Source organism: Parasphingopyxis sp. (assembly GCF_052168275.1).
Classification (GTDB): Bacteria; Pseudomonadota; Alphaproteobacteria; order Sphingomonadales; family Sphingomonadaceae; genus Parasphingopyxis.
This window is the reverse complement of record NZ_JBQLZM010000124.1, coordinates 23,479-40,857: the sequence shown is the minus strand read 5'-3', so window position 1 is coordinate 40,857 and position 17,379 is coordinate 23,479. Positions and strand designations below refer to the sequence as shown.

Annotated in this window: 19 protein-coding genes and 1 riboswitch; of the genes, 9 read left to right on the top strand and 10 right to left on the bottom strand. The window is 66.4% G+C overall.

The window, feature by feature from the left end:
• From ACTS1X_RS11210 to ACTS1X_RS11185, 6 genes are all read right to left on the bottom strand, one after another.
• The coding region (locus ACTS1X_RS11210) for a type II secretion system F family protein (protein WP_442614478.1) at positions 1 to 575 on the bottom strand (575 nt) is incomplete at its 3' end.
• A 71-nt stretch (positions 576 to 646) separates the two neighbouring features.
• Entirely contained in the window at positions 647 to 1,936 is a 1,290-nt protein-coding gene (locus ACTS1X_RS11205) for a pilus assembly protein CpaE (RefSeq protein WP_442614477.1), read from the bottom strand.
• Positions 1,936 to 2,574, bottom strand: coding sequence for a CpaD family pilus assembly protein (locus ACTS1X_RS11200; RefSeq protein WP_442614476.1), 639 nt, complete (start codon positions 2,572 to 2,574; stop codon positions 1,936 to 1,938). The genes ACTS1X_RS11205 and ACTS1X_RS11200 overlap by 1 nt, the downstream gene beginning before the upstream one ends.
• Positions 2,575 to 2,601: 27 nt before the next feature.
• The gene (locus tag ACTS1X_RS11195) at positions 2,602 to 4,158 is read right to left on the bottom strand and encodes a type II and III secretion system protein family protein (protein WP_442614475.1); all 1,557 of its coding nucleotides are present in this window, start codon (positions 4,156 to 4,158) and stop codon (positions 2,602 to 2,604) included.
• Between the two features lies 1 nt (position 4,159).
• A complete protein-coding gene (cpaB, locus tag ACTS1X_RS11190) occupies positions 4,160 to 5,218 on the bottom strand; it encodes a Flp pilus assembly protein CpaB (protein WP_442614474.1) in 1,059 nt (352 codons plus the stop codon).
• A 36-nt stretch (positions 5,219 to 5,254) separates the two neighbouring features.
• On the bottom strand, positions 5,255 to 5,659 hold the full coding sequence (locus tag ACTS1X_RS11185; protein WP_442614473.1) for an A24 family peptidase: 405 nt from the start codon (positions 5,657 to 5,659) through the stop codon (positions 5,255 to 5,257).
• Between the two features lie 123 nt (positions 5,660 to 5,782).
• Here ACTS1X_RS11185 and ACTS1X_RS11180 point away from each other — a divergent pair, with 123 nt between their 5' ends.
• From ACTS1X_RS11180 to ACTS1X_RS11170, 3 genes are all read left to right on the top strand, one after another.
• On the top strand, positions 5,783 to 6,751 hold the full coding sequence (locus ACTS1X_RS11180; RefSeq protein ID WP_442614472.1) for an alpha/beta fold hydrolase: 969 nt from the start codon (positions 5,783 to 5,785) through the stop codon (positions 6,749 to 6,751).
• The gene (locus ACTS1X_RS11175; protein ID WP_442614471.1) at positions 6,748 to 7,860 is read left to right on the top strand and encodes an NAD(P)/FAD-dependent oxidoreductase; all 1,113 of its coding nucleotides are present in this window, start codon (positions 6,748 to 6,750) and stop codon (positions 7,858 to 7,860) included. Before ACTS1X_RS11180 ends, ACTS1X_RS11175 begins: the two co-directional genes overlap by 4 nt.
• Before the next feature lie 92 nt (positions 7,861 to 7,952).
• The gene (locus tag ACTS1X_RS11170) at positions 7,953 to 8,129 is read left to right on the top strand and encodes a YegP family protein (protein WP_442614470.1); all 177 of its coding nucleotides are present in this window, start codon (positions 7,953 to 7,955) and stop codon (positions 8,127 to 8,129) included.
• Between the two features lie 67 nt (positions 8,130 to 8,196).
• On the opposite strand, the gene rnhA is transcribed toward ACTS1X_RS11170, so the two are convergent.
• From rnhA to ispH, 3 genes are read right to left on the bottom strand one after another with little or no spacing between them, the layout of a single operon-like run.
• Positions 8,197 to 8,637, bottom strand: a complete 441-nt coding sequence (rnhA, locus tag ACTS1X_RS11165) for a ribonuclease HI (RefSeq protein WP_442614469.1) — start codon at positions 8,635 to 8,637, stop codon at positions 8,197 to 8,199.
• Entirely contained in the window at positions 8,634 to 9,593 is a 960-nt protein-coding gene (gene thrB / locus ACTS1X_RS11160; protein WP_442614468.1) for a homoserine kinase, read from the bottom strand. The genes rnhA and thrB overlap by 4 nt, the downstream gene beginning before the upstream one ends.
• 6 nt (positions 9,594 to 9,599) lie before the next feature.
• A complete protein-coding gene (gene ispH, locus ACTS1X_RS11155; protein WP_442614467.1) occupies positions 9,600 to 10,550 on the bottom strand; it encodes a 4-hydroxy-3-methylbut-2-enyl diphosphate reductase in 951 nt (316 codons plus the stop codon).
• A gap of 109 nt (positions 10,551 to 10,659) precedes the next feature.
• Between ispH and ACTS1X_RS11150 the strand changes: the two genes are divergently transcribed.
• From ACTS1X_RS11150 to gcvPB, 6 genes are all read left to right on the top strand, one after another.
• Positions 10,660 to 11,313 (top strand): hypothetical protein, encoded by a 654-nt coding sequence (locus ACTS1X_RS11150; RefSeq protein ID WP_442614466.1) that lies wholly within the window; start codon positions 10,660 to 10,662, stop codon positions 11,311 to 11,313.
• A gap of 5 nt (positions 11,314 to 11,318) precedes the next feature.
• A complete protein-coding gene (locus tag ACTS1X_RS11145) occupies positions 11,319 to 11,969 on the top strand; it encodes an MOSC domain-containing protein (protein ID WP_442614465.1) in 651 nt (216 codons plus the stop codon).
• 95 nt (positions 11,970 to 12,064) lie between these two features.
• Positions 12,065 to 12,153, top strand: a riboswitch (glycine riboswitch).
• Between the two features lie 146 nt (positions 12,154 to 12,299).
• Positions 12,300 to 13,475 carry a glycine cleavage system aminomethyltransferase GcvT gene (gcvT, locus tag ACTS1X_RS11140; RefSeq protein ID WP_442614464.1) on the top strand — a complete coding sequence of 392 codons (1,176 nt, stop codon included), beginning with the start codon at positions 12,300 to 12,302 and terminating at the stop codon, positions 13,473 to 13,475.
• A 12-nt stretch (positions 13,476 to 13,487) separates the two neighbouring features.
• The gene (gcvH, locus tag ACTS1X_RS11135; protein WP_442614463.1) at positions 13,488 to 13,859 is read left to right on the top strand and encodes a glycine cleavage system protein GcvH; all 372 of its coding nucleotides are present in this window, start codon (positions 13,488 to 13,490) and stop codon (positions 13,857 to 13,859) included.
• Positions 13,860 to 13,898: 39 nt separating this feature from the next.
• Positions 13,899 to 15,281 carry an aminomethyl-transferring glycine dehydrogenase subunit GcvPA gene (gene gcvPA / locus ACTS1X_RS11130; RefSeq protein WP_442614481.1) on the top strand — a complete coding sequence of 461 codons (1,383 nt, stop codon included), beginning with the start codon at positions 13,899 to 13,901 and terminating at the stop codon, positions 15,279 to 15,281.
• A complete protein-coding gene (gene gcvPB, locus ACTS1X_RS11125) occupies positions 15,278 to 16,840 on the top strand; it encodes an aminomethyl-transferring glycine dehydrogenase subunit GcvPB (RefSeq protein ID WP_442614462.1) in 1,563 nt (520 codons plus the stop codon). Before gcvPA ends, gcvPB begins: the two co-directional genes overlap by 4 nt.
• Here gcvPB and ACTS1X_RS11120 read toward each other — a convergent pair whose 3' ends face one another.
• Positions 16,841 to 17,320: a methyltransferase family protein gene (locus ACTS1X_RS11120; RefSeq protein WP_442614461.1), complete on the bottom strand. Its 480-nt coding sequence runs from the start codon at positions 17,318 to 17,320 to the stop codon at positions 16,841 to 16,843.
• Between the last annotated feature and the right edge of the window lie 59 nt (positions 17,321 to 17,379).

Below are 17,379 nucleotides of genomic sequence, written 5' to 3'. Positions count from 1 at the left end.
CGAGCGAGGTTCCCGAGCCGGTCGGCACGGAATTCGCTCGCGACCACCGAAAGCGTTTCGGAGATCGGCAGGCCGGACCGCAGGCCGCGCACGAGCAGTTCGATCGCGTCCGGAAACTTCGCGTTGAACTTGTTTATCCGGCGTTTGATCAGGAACCCGACGACCATATGCGGCAGGGCCAGGCCCGCAAAGGCGCCGACCAGCAGTCCGAGCAGCAAGGGGAGCCCGCGGATATAGAGTAGCAGCGCGACCACGATCGTGATCGCCATCATTCCCATCATATATTGGCCGAGCGTCCATTTGGTGCCGGTTTGCGAGAGCCGCGTCCGCAACATCTCCGGTCGCGGAATGAAGCGGCCGGCGAAGCTGTCCATCCTCGTATCGCCCTTGGCGAGAATCCGGTTCATTTGCGCTTCGGCCGAAATCGGGCTTGCCGTCGGCGCGTGGCGCTGGCGCACGGCATTGAGCCGCTTGGCCTGCACTTTCTGCACATTCGGCCCGGCAAAGGCGAAATACAGCAGCAACAGGAATCCGAGCATCCCGGCAAAGAAGATGATCGTGGGAAGGATAGACATAAACCTGCTTTCCAATCGCTACTGCCAGTCGCTACCGGCGGTGCTGCCGCTGCAGCATCGCCGTTTCGCGGTTAGGCGCTCTCCGCTGCTTCCTTGCGCGGCTTCTTCGAAATCAGCGACTTGATCCCGCCGAGCTTGTCCATCAGCGAGCCGCCGGCCTCTTCGGACGCGTCCTGGCCCTCGCCATCGAGGCTCGACACGCGATCGGCGAGCTGGCGGACCAGCGATCCGGTCTTGCCCGATCCAGCCGCCTCGGCGAGGGTCTTGCCCAGCTTGGCCGCCTGCACCGCCGTTTTCTGATCGAACGGGATGACCATATCGATCTTGCGTTCGACCGAAGCCTCGAAATCCTTCTTCGAGATTTCGATCGTGCCGCCGGACGGCACGCGGTTCGCGACCAGGATGACCTTGGCCTGCGGCGCGTTCGACTTGAACCAGGCCAGCAGCCGGATCGTGTCGCGGGTCGCCGCGAGCGTCAGCTCGGTGACGATGACAGCCCGGTTCACGTCGTTGAGCAGATGCGGATACTGGATCAGCGTCTGGCGCGGAATATCGATCATCGACAGTTCGAAGGCGTTCCGCAACTCTTCCTCGAGCTGGTAATAGGCGCTGCCGTCGGTCAGCATCGGCTGGTTGATCGGTGCTTCGGCGGACAGGACGGCAAGCTTTTCGTTCGCCTTGACCATCGCGCGTTCGATAAAGAGTCCGTCGATCCGGCTCGGATTCTCGATCGCGTCGATCAGGCCGCGGCCCGGTTCGAGGTCGAGCGCGAGCGCATCGGTGCCGAAATGGATGTCGAGGTCGAGAAGCGCGGTCAGCCGGCCCTGTTCCTCGCTGGTGACCCAGGCGATCGAGCTGGCCAGGGTCGAAGCACCGACCCCGCCGCGCGTGCCGATAAAGGCCGTCATGACGTGCGGACGATCCTGTTCGTCGCCGTCCGCGTTGCGCGGGCCGGCGAGGATCATCTGCGCCTGGGTCAGCGCGTCGCGCAGCTGATCGGCGTTGAACGGCTTCAACAGATAATCCTGGATGCCGCTCGACTGCAGGTCGCGATAGAGACGGACATCATTGACCTGGCCGGCCGCGATCACGATCGTCCCCGGTTCGCAGACTTCGGCGAGGCCGTTGATGTCGTTGAGCGGATCGCTGCTTTCGGACAGGTCGACGAACAGGATGTTCGGGCTGGCCGAAACCGATAGCGACTGCACGGCGTTCTGCAGGCCGCCCTTGTTGACCTTTTCCTGCGCCCAGCCGAGTTCGGTGACGACGGGTTTCAGCATTTCCGCCGTTTCGTCGTCGCAGACAAATGCCTGGAACGGATCGCGAAGGCCCGTCGAACCGGAATTAAAAGGTGCGTTCATCAGTCGCCTCCCGTCGTGGCTTCGTTCTGCAGGCCGGTCGCGCCCGTGGGCTGAGCCTGGCGATAGGTGTCGATCGCGCGCGACGTCGTGCGTGGATCGCCCGCGCCGTCGGCGGCCTGTCCGCGGATCAGATCCTCGGGGTTTGCGACCATCGCGGCGACGTTGCCGTTGACCGAGCAGCCATAGTTGGACGTCGTCGAGCCGGAATAGTTGAATATCGAGTCGCGATCCCAATTGGGGCAGTTCGGTACTTCCGCCGTCATCCGGCTGACGACGACGCGCATCTGGCCCGGCGCGAGCTGACCGGCAGTGATCGGTGCCCGATCGGCCAGCAGCAGCCCGTGGCGCCCGGCGATCTCCGCGACCGCAGCGCGGCGGCCGGACGCGCCATAAGGGCTGGGATCGTCGATCGAGATGCGGTCGCCATAGCCGAGCTCAAGCGTCTCGAACCAGTCGGCAAGCCGCGCCTGTTCGCTGTAGGACAGCGTATCGGAGCCCGCATTGACGTCGAACACATAGTCCGTCCGGCTGACGACCGCCTGGTTGATGGACGAGATGCCCGGGTTGACGGGCCCGCCCGCACAGGCGGACAGCGTGCCGGCAACGGCGAGCAGGGCGGAAGTGGCAAGAATGCGCATGATGGTCTTCTCCAGGAAACGCTGAACCTATTCGTTGAAAGAAAAGCCGGGCGCCGCGCCGCTTTGCGAAGCGGCCTGCGCGGCCTGTCGGGTCTGCGGCGCGGCCGGCGAGGCCGGAACCTGGTTGGCGGCTCCGGTATCCATGCCCGGCCGAACCGTCGTCGGCGGCGCCATGGTCGGCCCCGGGCGCGTCGCGCCGGTCTCGCCGCTGAACGTCCGGCCGAGGAATACGCGTTCCAGATCGGACGGCGAACGATAGCCGTCGGTCGGCAGCGCAATCTGGTTCGCCGAAACCGGCTGCACCAGATACGGCGTCACGACGATGACCAGCTCGGTTTCCTGGCGGCGCCAGCGGTTCGAACGGAACAGCGCGCCGAGGATCGGAATATCGCCGAGGCCGGGAGCGCGGTCGACCGAGCTGTTATGGCTGTTTTGCAGCAAGCCGGCGATCATGAAGCTCTGCCCCGAACCGAGTTCGACCGTCGTTTCGGTGCGGCGCGTTGTCAGCGCCGGGACGGTAAAGCCGGAGATGGTGATCGCGCCATTGTCCGAAAGCTCGGAGACTTCGGGTCGCACCCGCATCGAGATCCGCCCGTTGGCGAGCACGACCGGCGTAAACGCCAGGCTGACGCCGAACTGCTTGTATTCGATCGAAACCGAACCAAGACCCTGCGACAGCGGGATCGGGAATTCGCCGCCGGCGAGGAAGCTTGCGGTTTCGCCCGACAGCGCGGTGAGGTTCGGCTCGGCGAGCGTCGTCACCAGGCCTTCGGTTTCGGCGAGGTCGAGCACCGAGTCGATATCGAGGCCCAATGCGTTCAGCGTGGCGGCGAAGGTGGTGCCGCCCGTGATCGGAGGCGCGGTAACGACGCCGGCCGCATCGATCGGATTGCCGCCGCTCTGTCCGAGGCGCAGTCCGGGGACGTTGCCCTGGGCGATGCCGAAGTTGAAGCCGTTGCTCGTGTCGCGCGCCAACAGGTTGACGCCGATATCGCGAACCATGGAGCGGCTGACCTCGGCGATGCGGACCTGCAGGTTGACCTGCAGCGGGGTTGCCGTGCGCAGCCGGCTGACGACCTGCGTCCCTTCGCCGACAAATGCCTGCACCAGCGACTGGGCTTCCTGCACGTCGCTCGGCGATGCGACCGTTCCGGTCAGCAGCACGAGGCCGTTCATCGGGGTGACGGCGATCGCCGCTTCGGGCATCGCAAGATCCAGCATCGAGGAGATGCTGTTGAGGTTGTTGCCGACGCGCACGGTTGCCGAATAAACGACATTGCCGGCCGCATCGGTCGCGTAAACCGTCGTCTCGCCGGGCGCCTTGCCGAATACGTACAATGCCCGCGACGAACGCACCTGGACATCGGCGATGGCGTCATTGGCGACGAACAGGTCGGTCATCGAGCGCGGCAGGTTGACGAGCTCGCCACGGCCTACCGAGAGCGTGAGATCGTTCACCGGCTGGGCGCGGGCCACCGACTGGGCGTGAACCGGCTCGGAAACCGGAGCGCCGAGGCTTGCGACCAACGCGGCTGCTGCAACCGCAGACAGCGCGCCGAAGCGGGTTTTGCGTGTAAAGGTCATCTTAGTTACCCCCAACAGGTACATGCGTGACGGCGTTGCCACGGGCGACGCGGACCGACGGTCCGGACGGGCGCTCCGAGGACTGGGCGCTCGGGATCGGGTTGCCGGTCGCCGCGGCGAGCATTGCCGCCGCCATTTCGGCAGCCGTTCCGCCCGGTCCGTTGTTGCTGCTGCGATCCTGGGCCGGAACGGTGCGACGCTGGAAGCGCGAGACGTCTCCGCCGGTGACATAGGTCGTGTCGGTGTCGATCGGCCGCTGGGCGACTTCGATCAGCATCCGGCGTTCGGCTTCGGGATCGTCGCTGTCCGGAATTTCGACTTCGCCGGCCGCGATGGCGCGTTCGAGCTCGGCCGTGTTGTCGGCGATCGAACGGAGCGAAAGCGAGAGCTGGCCGATCGTCTGCGCGACGGCGATCTTTTCCGCGATCCGCGGCGTCGCTTCGACGGTGACCGTCGAGGACACGCGCACTTCGGTTTGGCCGTCCTCGTTCGTTTCGTTCGTCGTCCGCTGGTCGGTCGCCAGGATACGGAGATTGCGGATGATCGTTTCCGAAGCCGCGAGCGGCGGGCCTTCGCCGCCCCCTTCGACTTCCTGCGTCAGGACGAGGTCGACCCGGTCGCCGGGGAAAACGAAACCGGCAACGCCCGACTGGACGGAGACCGGCACCGTAACGGCGCGCATGCCCGGGCCGAGCGCCGCGGCAAGGAAGCCGCGATCGCCGGGACGGACGAGCGAACCCTGGGTGATCGGCTGGCCGGCCGTGATGTCGCTGCGAACCACGGTACCGAGCAGATCGTCGATGCTGGTCTCTTCGCGGATGAAATAGCTGCCTTCGATCAGTTCTTCCGGCCAAGGCTGGAAGCGGAAGCTGTCCGCGTTGATGATGGTGCCGACGGGGAGGGCGCGCGTGGCGACGAGCACCATGGGCCCTTGCGGCTCGGCTTGCGCAGCAACTGCGGTCGGCGCGCCGCCGCCCACAAACATGCTCCGCGCCATAAAGGCGGTGACAGCCGCTACGAGCAGCGCACCTACGAGCAAAATGACTTTACGTGCATCCATGACGGTCTTTGCCTCCTGTCAGGCTTTCTTGGCCAATCAGTTCGTTACGGTCCCAATGGTTAAAATCCCGTTCATCACCACCCAGAGACCGCCGATGGCGATCGCGACCCCATAGGGAATTTCCGGTCTTTCGGTTTTCCCGGAAACGCGATGGTGTACGAGCATGGCAAGCGTGAGCGCGCCGCCGGCTATCGCCATGACGATCAGCATCACCGGCAGCTGCATTGGCGTCATCCACAGCGCGAGCGCGCCGATCATCTTGACGTCGCCGCCGCCCATCGCGCCGATCGCGAAGGCGAATGTGAACAACAGGAAGAGCGCGAGCGCGAGCCCGACGATGATCGCGATTTCCGGCCACAGCGAAAAGCCGGCCGCCCACCAGTAGAGCGGCGCCGTCAGCGCGATCGCCGCGTTGAGCCTGTTCGGAATGTCGCGGCGCAACCAGTCGCCATACGCCGCGAACAGCAGCGCAGGCGCCAGTAAAGCTAGCGAAAAAAATGATGCTGCCCCTGTCATGAGGGATGGCCCTAAGGCTTACTGCTTTCTAAACCGTAACCAGCAACTATGAAAAAAAACCAAGAAAGCCCGACCTTCGATCGCCGCGCCTATCCCGACGATATGGTTCTGGACCGCTGGCACGCCTGCGACGGCTGGGATCATCGGCGCTGGACATGGCCGGCGCCGGCCGATCGTCCGGTCCGCGGCAGTATGGTGTTCCAGACGGGGCGGGGCGATATTTTCGAGAAATATCTCGAGACGCTGGCCGAATGGCATGCGGCGGGATGGAATCTGACCGGCTTCGACTGGCGCGGCCAGTCGGGCTCGGGCCGGTTCCTGACCGATCCGACGGTCGGCCATGTCGTGAGTTTCGATCCCTGGATCGCCGATCTCGACGAATTCGTCACCGCCTGGCGCGCCGAGACGCCGGGACCCCATGTGATCGCGTCGCACTCGATGGGCGGCCATCTGGCGATGCGCTATCTGGTGGATCATCGCCCCGGTCTCGACGGCGCAATCTTCAGCGCCCCAATGCTCAAGGTCGTCAGCAAGCCCCTGCCGGAAAAGGTCGCGGCGTTCGTCGCCCGCCAATTCGCGCGTTTCGGCTTCGCCGACCAGCATGCCTGGCAGGAGAATGAACGCCCCTCGATCCCCGGCAGCTCGCGGCAAAAGCTGCTGACGCACGATATCGACCGCTATGCGGACGAAGCGTGGTGGATCGGCCAGAAGCCGGAACTCAAGATCGGGCCGCCGAGCTGGCAATGGCTGGTCGCCGCCTACGCATCCTCGGCCGCGATGTTCGCGCCCGGCACGTTCGAGCGGGTTACGACGCCGGTCCTCATCGTCGCGGCGAAGAAGGACAGGCTCGTCGATTCCCGGGCGATCCTGCAGGCCGCCCGGCGATTGCCCGACGCCCGCCTGTTCATGCACGATCACGCCGCGCATGAGGTGTTGCGCGAGCGGGACGATATGCGCGACCTGTTCATGGCGGAGATTGCCGCATTTCTGGAAAAGCGCGTACCGCAATCCGCATGAGCTACGATTTCGCGATCGTCGGCGCCGGCATGGCCGGGGCCAGCCTTGCCGCCGAACTGGCGCAGGCCGGTTCGCTGCTGGTTCTCGAAGCCGAAGACATGGCCGGCTATCACGCGACGGGCCGGTCGGCGGCGTTCTGGTCGGAAACCTATGGCGGACCGTCCGTGCAGCCGCTGACAAGCGCCTCCCACGCGTTTCTCGCGACGCCGCCGGCGTCCTTTTCCGAACGCGGCTTTCTCGACCGGCGCGGGGCCCTGCACATCGCCGAGCCGTCCGGTTACCCGCATCTGGAAACGTTCGAGAGCGATTTCGCCGCCAGCGATGTCCGGCTCGAACCGGTGGCGGGTCCGGCGCTTGCCGGTCGCTGTCCCGGGCTCCGGGGCCGTTGGGACCGGGCGATCTGGGAGCCGAGCTGCGCGGACATCGATGTCGGCGGCCTGCATCAGGCCTATCTGCGCGCCGCGCGGCGGGCGGGCGCCGAGCTGCGCTGTTCGGCGCCGGTGACGGCCGTCGAGCATGACGGCGGCCGCTGGCGTGTTTCGGCCGGCGGCGAACGGATCGAGGCCGGCATCCTCGGCAACGCGGCGGGGGCTTGGGCGGACGATATCGCGCGGCTGGCCGGTCTCGCGGGCATCGGCATCGCGGCCTACCGGCGGACGGTCGTCCAGCTGCGGACCGATCCTGCCGCGCCGGCCGGCCTGCCGCTCGTGATCGATGCCGAAGGGCGTTTCTATTTCAAGAGCGAGGGCGGCGGCCGCGTCTGGCTCAGCCCGCAAGACGAGACGCCGGCCGAAGCGGGCGACGTCGCACCCGAGGAGATCGACGTGGCGATCGCCCTCGACCGGTTTGAAAGCGCGGTCGACTGGCAGGTTCTGGCGGTCGAACGCAAATGGGCGGGGCTGCGCAGTTTCGCGCCGGACCGGCTCCCGGTCTACGGCTTCGATCCCGCGGCGCCGGGTTTCTTCTGGTGCGCGGGGCAGGGGGGCTTCGGGATCCAGACCGCGCCCGCGGGCGCGCAGCTGTGCCGGGCGCTGATGCTGGGCGAGACCCCTCCCGCGGCGCTCGCCGGCGTCGACGCCGGTCTCTACGCGCCGGCGCGCTTCGCCTGATCGCGAAAGTTGCGGATTCGGGACTCCCGGCCTTTGCCTTTGGTCGGCATTCGCCTATCCCCCGGTGACCGATACATGAATGGGAGGACCCGATGGCGCACAAGTTCGAAATCTGGAAAGACAAGAAGGGCGAGTTCCGGGTTCGCTTCAAATATAATTCGGAAGTGATGTTCTCGACCGAAGGCTATTCGAGCAAGGCGAGCGCGAAGAACGCGATCAAGTCGATCCAGACCAAGGGTCCGGGCGCCCCGATCGAGGACAACAGCTAGGAACCGTTTTCGCCAGCTTCGACCTCGCGCTCGACCGTCAGGTCGAGTCTGGAAAACGGAATCCCGCCTATTCCGCGCCGACCGCATCCGCCGCATCGCTGGCGAGGCGATCGGCGCGTTCATTTTCCGGGTGGCCGTCATGCGCCTTCACCCAGTGCCATTCGATACGATGCGGCGCCGCGGCGTCGAGCAGCTCCTGCCAGAGCTCGGCATTCTTGACCGGCTTCCGCGCCGCCGTGCGCCAGCCATTCCTCTGCCAGCCATGGATCCATTTGGTGATGCCGTCCCGCACATAGGTGCTGTCGGTCGTCAGCCGCACGTCGCTCGGTCGTTTCAGCGCCTCCAGCCCGCGGATCGCCGCCAATAACTCCATGCGGTTGTTGGTCGTATGCGCTTCCCCGCCCGAAAGCTCGCGCTCCCGGTCGCCCGCGCGCAGTACGACGCCCCAGCCGCCCGGGCCCGGATTGCCCTTGCAGGCGCCGTCGGTGAATATCTCGACCGGGGTCATGGCAGGAAGATCTCCGGATCGGCGGCGCGATAGAATTCGAGCCGCCGGCGAAAGGCGATCGGGTCCTTGCGGGTCACGAGTGCATCGGCCGGCGTGTTGAGCCAGTCCCAGGCGCGGGTGAGCAGGAAGCGCAGCGCGGCGCCGCGCGACAGGACCGGCATCGCCCTGGCCTCCTCGGGCAGCAACGGATGCGCGCTCTGATATCCCTCGATCAGCGATTCGGAGAGTTCGGCGTCGAAGCCCGCGCCGTCATCGGCGAAACACCAGGCGCCGTGGGTTATCGCAAGGTCGTAGGCGCGGATATCGGTGCAGGCGAAATAGAAGTCGATGATGCCGGTCACATGGTTGCCGAGCATCAGGACATTGTCCGGAAAGAGATCGGCATGGATCGCCGAACGGGGCAGGTCCGCCGGCCAGTTCGCGTCGAGAAAGGCGAGTTCCTCGATCACCAGCGCGCCGAGCCCCGGCGCGATATCGTCGAGATGGCCGCCGCACTCCGCCGCCAGCGAATGCCAGTTCGGCAATGTCATCGTGTTGGGCCGCTGCCCGTCGAAATCCGTCAGCGCCTTGTGCAGTTCGCCCAGCGCCGCGCCGGTCGCGGCCGCTTGGGCCGGCGTCGGTTCGCCCGGCGACACCCCGGGCAGGAAGGCGATCAGGCAGGCCGGGCGGCCTTCCACGGTCTGGATCTGCCGGCCCGAGCGATCGGCGATCGCCGGCGGCACCGGCTGTCCGCGTTCGGCCAGATGATCGAGCAGTTCGAGAAAGAAGGGGAGGTCGGCCGCGTCGACGCGCTTTTCGTACAGGGTCAGGATGAACCGGTTTTCGGTGGTCTCGACCAGATAATTGCTGTTCTCGACGCCCTCGGCGATGCCCTTGGCGGACACCAGCGTGCCGACATCGTAGCTCCCGAGCAGCCGCGCGATCCGCTCGGCGGAGACATGCGTATAGACCGCCATGCGGGATCAGACGGCTTCGAGGCCGCGGGGCAGTTTGAACAGCATCTTTTCGCGCGTCGTTTCCACTTCGCGTTCGGTGATGTCGTAGCGTTCGGCGAGATGGTCGACCACCTCGCGGACCAGGATTTCGGGCGCCGATGCGCCTGCCGTGATGCCGAGCGTCGCGACGCCGTCGAGCCAGTCGAAATCGATTTCGGTGGCGCGCTGGATAAGGCGCGCGCTCGTTCCCTGCCGCGACGCGACCTCGACGAGGCGAACCGAGTTGGAACTGTTCGGCGCGCCGATGACGAGCATCGCATCGCAGCTTGCCGCGATCGCCTTGACCGCGTCCTGGCGGTTCGACGTCGCGTAACAGATATCCTCGCTGCGCGGCGCGTTGATGTTCGGAAAACGGCGGCGCAACACCTCGATGATCTCGATCGTGTCGTCGACCGACAGCGTCGTCTGGGTCAGGAAACCGAGATTTCCGGCATCCGCGACCTCGACCCGTTCCGCATCCTCGGCCGTTTCGACCAGTGTCATGGCGCCGGGCGGGACCTGGCCGAACGTACCGACGACTTCCGGATGGTCGCGATGTCCGATGAACAGGATATGCTGGCCCTTTTCGACCAGCCGTTCGGCCTGGCGGTGGACCTTGGAGACGAGCGGGCATGTCGCGTCCAGATATTCGAGACCGCGCTCCTCGGCTTTCGCCGGCACTGCCTTGGGTACGCCATGCGCGGAAAAAACGACCGGCACGCCGTCCGGCACGTCCTCGAGCGTCTCGACGAAGATCGCGCCCTGTTCCTTCAGCGCGTCGACGACATAGCGGTTGTGAACGATCTCGTGCCGCACATAGACGGGCGCGCCATATTTCTCGACCGCCAGCTCGACAATGCGGATCGCCCGGTCGACACCGGCGCAGAATCCGCGCGGCGCGGCGATCAGCAGGGTCAGGGCGGTTTTGCTGTCATTCATGCGACTGGTCTTACGCGATTGCTTGCAGCGACGGAACCCGCTTCCTATGAGGGAGCCGCGTTTTCGGGCGCCGATTGCCGGTGCCGATATACAGAGTAGGGATGTGTTTGTGCGGAAATATGGAAATATCGCCCTCGTCGCGGCTATCGGGCTCGTGCTGGTCTCGTGCGGACGCCGCGATGTCATCAGCACGGGCGAATCGGGAATCGGCCTGCTCGTGAACCGTACGGCCTGCCCGGCGGTCGCCACGCCGGTGCACACCAACGAGATCACCCTGTTCAACCCGCGCTCCAGCAGGGAGGCGAGCGCGATCGACGCCACTGCGGTGATCACCAATATCCGCGCCAGTTGCGCCGACGAGGCCGATACCGTCCAGACGATCGCGAGTTTCGATGTCCAGGCGCGGCGCACCGATCCGCGCGGCGAGCGGCAGATCGTGCTCCCCTATTTCGCCACCGTGCTGCGCGGCAACGGCCAGATCGTGTCCAAGGAGATCGGCCGGGTCGGGCTGACCTTTGCCGACGGCCAGTACCGGGCGAGCACCAACGGCCAGGCGACGGCGCGGATATCGCGCGGCGCGCTGACCCTGCCGCCCGATATCGAGGAACGGCTGACCCGCCGCCGGCGTCCGGGCGATGCCGATGCGGCGCTCGATCCGATGGCCGATCCCGCGGTGCGGACGGCGGTCAACAATGTCACCTACGAGCTGCTGATCGGGTTCCAGCTCGAGGCGGACCAGCTCGAATATAACGCCACGCGCTGACGGCGATGGAGCCGCTGACCGTCGAGGCTGTCCTTACCGGTCGAGCTGAACCGCTCCGCGGCGACGAACCGAGCGCCATCGCGAAAACCGAAGAGACCGGCCCGGTCGAGATCGGCGTGCTCGGCCTGATCGGCGACGAGCAGGCGGATCTGCGCGTCCATGGCGGACCCGACAAGGCGGTCCATCATTATCCGCGCGATCATTACGCATTCTGGGAATCGCTGAGCTTCATGCATCCCAAGCTCGAGCGCCCCGGTGCGTTCGGCGAGAATGTCTCGACGTCCGGCCTGACCGAACGCGCCGCCTGTATCGGCGATCGCTACCGGTTGGGCACCGCGCTCGTGGAAATCAGCCAGGGCCGGCAGCCGTGCTGGAAGCAGGGCCATGTGATGGACTGGCCGGAGCTCGTCTCGCTGATGGTCGAGCACCGGCGCACCGGCTGGTACTATCGCGTGATCGAGCCGGGCCGTGTCGCCGCCGGCGACATGCTCGCCCTTGTCGACCGGCCGCATCCGGAATGGCCCGTCGAGCGGGTTTTCGCGCTGCTTGTGGCGGGCGAGGGAAAGGCCGATCGCGAATCCGTGGGAATCCTCGCAGGGCTCGACGTGCTTGCCCGGGAATGGCGCGCCAAGGCGGCGAAGATCGCGGCGCGCTGATCCGCGGCTTCTTTCACCAGCTCCGTCGTTATCGCCGTTGACTCTCCGGGCGGTGCGGGCCAAGCGATGGTCATGCCGCCGCCGGGAAACCGGCGGATGGCCGCGCGGGAGAGAGTGCGCCAGCCGCACCGCCGAAGGAGCAACCGCCCCGGAATCTCTCAGGCCGAAGGACCGCGCAGCCAATCGGTACTCTGGAAAGTGGATATGGCCCGCCCATGTCCCGCCGAAGGGGTAAGCCGTGCACTTAGGTACATGGTGAAAGCTCTCAGGCTTCCGTGACAGAGGGGGCAGGCCGGGTGGAATCCGGCCGGTTCTGGTCATGGAGTGATAATGGGCGACGACGCGAAACTTCCCCTCGACAATTGGCACCGGGCCCGGGGCGCCCGGATGGTCTGCTTCGCCGGCTACGAGATGCCGATCCAGTATGAGGGCATCATGGCCGAGCATCTGTGGACGCGCGAATCCGCGGGCCTGTTCGATGTCAGCCATATGGGCCAGCTCATCGTCAGCGGCCGGGACGCGGCGGACGCGCTCGAGACCGTCCTGCCCGGCGAAATGCAGAAACTCGGCGTCGAGCGGATGCGCTATTCGCTGTTGCTTGCGCCGGACGGCGGGATCGTCGACGACCTGATGGCGACGCGGATCGCCTATGCCGATCCGGCGCTTTGCGGCCGCGCGGAGGGCGAGGAAGAGCCCGAGGATTGCGAATATTTCTACCTCGTCGTCAACGGTGCGACCAAGCATGGCGATATCGCCTATATGCGCGAGACGCTGCCCGACGACATCCATATCCATCACCTCGAGGACCGGGCGCTGCTGGCGATGCAGGGGCCGAAGGCCGGCGCGGCGCTGGCCCGCCTCGTGCCCGATACGGCATCGCTGTATTTCATGCAGGCCGGCGGCTTCACCTGGGCGTCGGCCGAGGGCGATGTCGCCCTGTGGATCAGCCGCTCGGGCTATACGGGCGAGGACGGGTTCGAGATTTCGGTCGCCGCCCGGCACGCCGAGGTGCTGGCCGAGGCACTGGCCGGGCAGGCGGAGGTCAAGCCCGTCGGCCTCGGTGCGCGCGATTCGCTCCGGCTCGAGGCCGGGCTGCCGCTCTACGGGCACGATATCGATACCGAGACGACGCCGGTCGAGGCCGATCTCGGCTTCGCGCTTTCCAAGCGCCGCCGCGAGGCGGGCGATTTTCCGGGCGCCGCGCGGATCCTGGCACAGCGCGAAAATGGCGCCGATCGCAAGCGGGTCGGCCTGAAGATAGAGGGGCGCCAGCCGGTCCGCGAAGGCGCGGACGTGGTCGATGGCGGAGGTAACGCGGTCGGCAAGGTCACGAGCGGCGGCTTTTCGCCGAGCCTGCAACAGCCCGTCGCCATGGCCTATGTACCCGCCGGCATGGCGGAGCCCGGCACCGAGATCATGCTCGAACAGCGCGGAAAACCCTTTACCGGCACGGTGACCGCCATGCCGTTCGTTCCGCACCGATATCACCGTCAACCAAAGCCGTAGGGGAAAACAGCGATGGCCCGTTATTTTACCGAAGACCATGAATGGATCGATGTCGATGGCGACCATGCGACGATCGGGATCACCGATTATGCGCAGGAACAGCTCGGCGATATCGTGTTCGTCGAAGTGCCGGAAAGCGGCACGATGCTCGAACAGGGTGGCGAGGCGGCGGTCGTCGAATCGGTCAAGGCCGCGAGCGACGTCTATGCGCCGGTGTCGGGCGAAGTGACCGAGGGCAATACGGCGCTCGCCGACGATCCCGCGCTGGTCAACGGTTCGCCCGAGGAAGAGGGCTGGTTCTTCCGCATGACGCTGTCGGACGCGGGCGAGCTCGAAGGCCTGATGGACGCCAAGGCCTACAAGGCGTTCGTCGACAGTTTGTAGTTGCAGCGGCTCGATGATGAGCCGCGACGGAGAAACATGATGCGTTATCTGCCGCTGGAACCCGCCGATCGCCAGGCGATGCTCTCGAAAATCGGGGCCCCCGATATCGACGCGCTGTTCGCCGACGTGCCCGAAGAGGCGCGGCTCGACGGGCCGATCCGGGACCTGCCGAACCATGCGTCCGAAATGGCGGTCGATGCCGCATTCCGGAAAATGGCGCGCAAGAACAGCGCGGCGGCCGACATGCCCTTCTTCCTCGGCTGCGGTGCCTATCGCCATCATATCCCGGCGAGCGTCGACCACCTGATCCAGCGCGGCGAGTTCCTGACCGCCTATACGCCCTATCAGCCGGAGATCGCGCAGGGCACGCTGCAGATGCTGTTCGAGTTCCAGACCCAGGTCGCGCGCCTGTTCGGCACCGATGTCGCCAACGCCTCGATGTATGACGGTTCGACGGCCTGCTGGGAAGCGATCGTCATGGCGCGGCGGATCACCAAGCGGGGACGGGCGATCCTCTCGTCCGGGCTGCATCCGCACTATGTGTCGGTCGCCAGGACGATGGCGCGCTTCACCAAGGACGAGCTCGTCCATTCCGCACCGGAACTGGCGGCGGAAGGCGATACCGCCGCCTTGCTCGACCGGATCGACGACGAGACCAGTTGCGTCGTCGTGCAATATCCGGACATTCTCGGCCGAATCTCCGACATGAGCGAACTGGCCGCCAAGGCGCATGCGCACAAGGCGCTGCTGATCGCCGTCGTCACCGAGCCGGTGGCGCTCGGCGCGCTCGTCCCACCAGGTGAGATGGGCGCCGATATCGTGGTGGGGGAAGGCCAGTCGATCGGCGTCGGCCTCAACTTCGGCGGGCCCTATGTGGGCCTGTTCGGGTGCAGCCAGAAATATGTCCGGCAGATGCCCGGGCGCCTGTGCGGCGAAACCCAGGATGCCGAAGGCAAGCGCGGCTATGTGTTGACGCTGTCGACCCGCGAACAGCATATTCGCCGCGAAAAGGCGACGTCCAATATCTGCACGAATTCAGGGCTTTGCGCGCTGGCTTTCTCGATCCATATGACCTTGCTTGGCGAGGCCGGCCTGCGCGAGCTGGCCGCGCTCAATCATGCCAAGGCGGTGCGCGCCGCCGATAGGCTGTCCCGGATTCCGGGCGTCGACATCGTCAACGACAGTTTCTTCAACGAGTTCACCCTGCGCCTGCCGCAGCGGGCCCGCCGGATCGTCCGCGCGCTCGCCGACGACCGGATACTGGCCGGGGTGTCGCTCAACCGCCTGTATCCGGACGAAACGGCGCTCGCCAACGGGCTGGTCGTCGCCGTCACCGAGACGACGAGCGACGCCGACGTCGAAACGCTGGCCGAGGGGCTGGAAGCGGCCCTGGAAACCGCGCGCGAAGGAGGCGCGGCATGAGCATGAACAATCAGGGCCGCCCGACCCGGCCGCACGAAGCCGAAGGCGCGGCCGAAACCTTCACCGGCAACCGCGCGCTGATGCTCGAAGAGCCGCTGATCTTCGAAATCGGCGCCGCCGACCGGGCCGGCGTCGATCTGGACGCCGCGCCCGAGGCCGAAAGCCGGCTCGGCGGGCTCGAACGCAACCGCCCGATCGGGCTGGCCGGCCTGTCCGAGCCCGAGACCGTGCGGCATTATACGCGCCTGTCGCGCATGAACTATGCGATCGATCTCGGCCTGTTTCCGCTCGGTTCGTGCACGATGAAGCACAATCCGCGGCTCAACGAGCGCGTCGCGCGGCTGAAAGGCTTCGCCGACATTCACCCGCTCCAGCCGGTCGATACCGTGCAGGGCGCGCTCGAAGTCATTCACGAGCTCGGCGAATGGCTGTGCACGCTGACCGGCATGCCGGCCGTCGCGATGAGCCCCAAGGCCGGCGCCCATGGCGAACTGTGCGGGATCCTCGCGATCCGCTCGGCGCTCGAGGCGCGCGGTGACGCCCGCGAGGTGATCCTCGTCCCCGAAAGCGCACATGGCACCAACCCGGCGACGGCCGCATTCGCCGGCTACCGGGTGGAAGACATCCCGGCGACGCCCGAGGGCCGGGTCGATCTCGCCGCGCTCGAGGAGCGGCTGGGCCCCGACGTCGCAGGCGTGATGATCACCAATCCCAATACCTGCGGCCTGTTCGAGCCGGACATGAAGCGGATTTCGGACGCCGTCCACGCGGCGGGTGGGCTCGTCTATTGCGACGGCGCGAACTTCAACGCGATCGTCGGCCGCGTCCGGCCCGGCGATCTCGGCATCGACGCGATGCACATCAACCTCCACAAGACCTTCTCGACGCCGCATGGCGGCGGCGGGCCGGGCTCCGGGCCGGTCGTCTTCTCCGCGGCGCTGGCACCCTTCGCGCCCTTGCCCTTCGTCGAGAAGCAGGACGATCACTATGTCCTGATCGAGGAGGAAACCGCCGAGGATCATCACGGATCGAGCTTCGGCCGGATGGTCGCGTTCCACGGCCAGATGGGCATGTTCACCCGCGCGCTCGCCTATATGATGAGCCATGGCGCGGACGGGCTGAAGCAGGTCGCCGAGGACGCGGTGCTCAACGCCAATTACGTCCTGCGCAGCCTCGAAGACGTGCTCGACGCGCCGTTCGCGGCGAGCGGGCCGTGCATGCACGAGGCGCTGTTCTCCGACAAAGGGTTCGCGGACGGATTTACGACGCTCGATCTGGCGAAAGCGCTGATCGACGAGGGCTATCATCCGATGACGATGTATTTTCCGCTCGTCGTCCATGGCGCGATGCTCGTCGAGCCGACCGAGACCGAGAGCCGGGCGGCGCTCGACGAGTTCATCGGCGCGCTGCGTTCGGTCGTCGAGCGGGCGAAGGCCGGCGACGAGTCCCTGCACGCCGCCCCGGTCCATGCGCCGCGCCGCCGGCTCGACGAAACCGGGGCCGCGCGCAAGCCGGTGCTGGTCTGGACGGAGCCGGAAACCGCGGCGGCGGCGGAATAGTCAGATCCAGCGGCGGACCTGCCGGCGATAGCCGTCATACGCCGCGCCGAAGGTGGCGCGCAGATAGCGTTCTTCCTTCGCGATGACGAAGCGGTCGATCAGGATCACGGCGATCGGCAGCGACACGAGCACGCCGATGCTCGGCCACCACAGGGCGAAGCCGAGCTGGACCGCGGCCATGCCCAGATACATCGGGTTGCGCGTCAGCCGGTAGGGGCCGGACGCGATGATCGTCTCGCTTGGCGTCCAGGGCTCCGGATTTTCGCCGGCCTTGCGGAACAGGCCGATGGCGACGGCGATCAGCGCGAGGCCGGCGATTGCCAGGGCGAGCCCGGCCCAGCCGACGGCCGGCGGCATCGCGAGCGGCGGCAGCGCGAACAGCCGGTCGGCGGCGAGCCCCAGCAGGATGAAGCCGATAAAGACGAGTGGCGGCGGAAAGCGCACGTTCGGCCGCGCTTCGCCCGGTTTCGCCTTGGCCATGGTCGCGTCCTCCCCGTTGCAGTGTCCCTTGGAACGTCCGCTGTCTATCGCTATGCGGT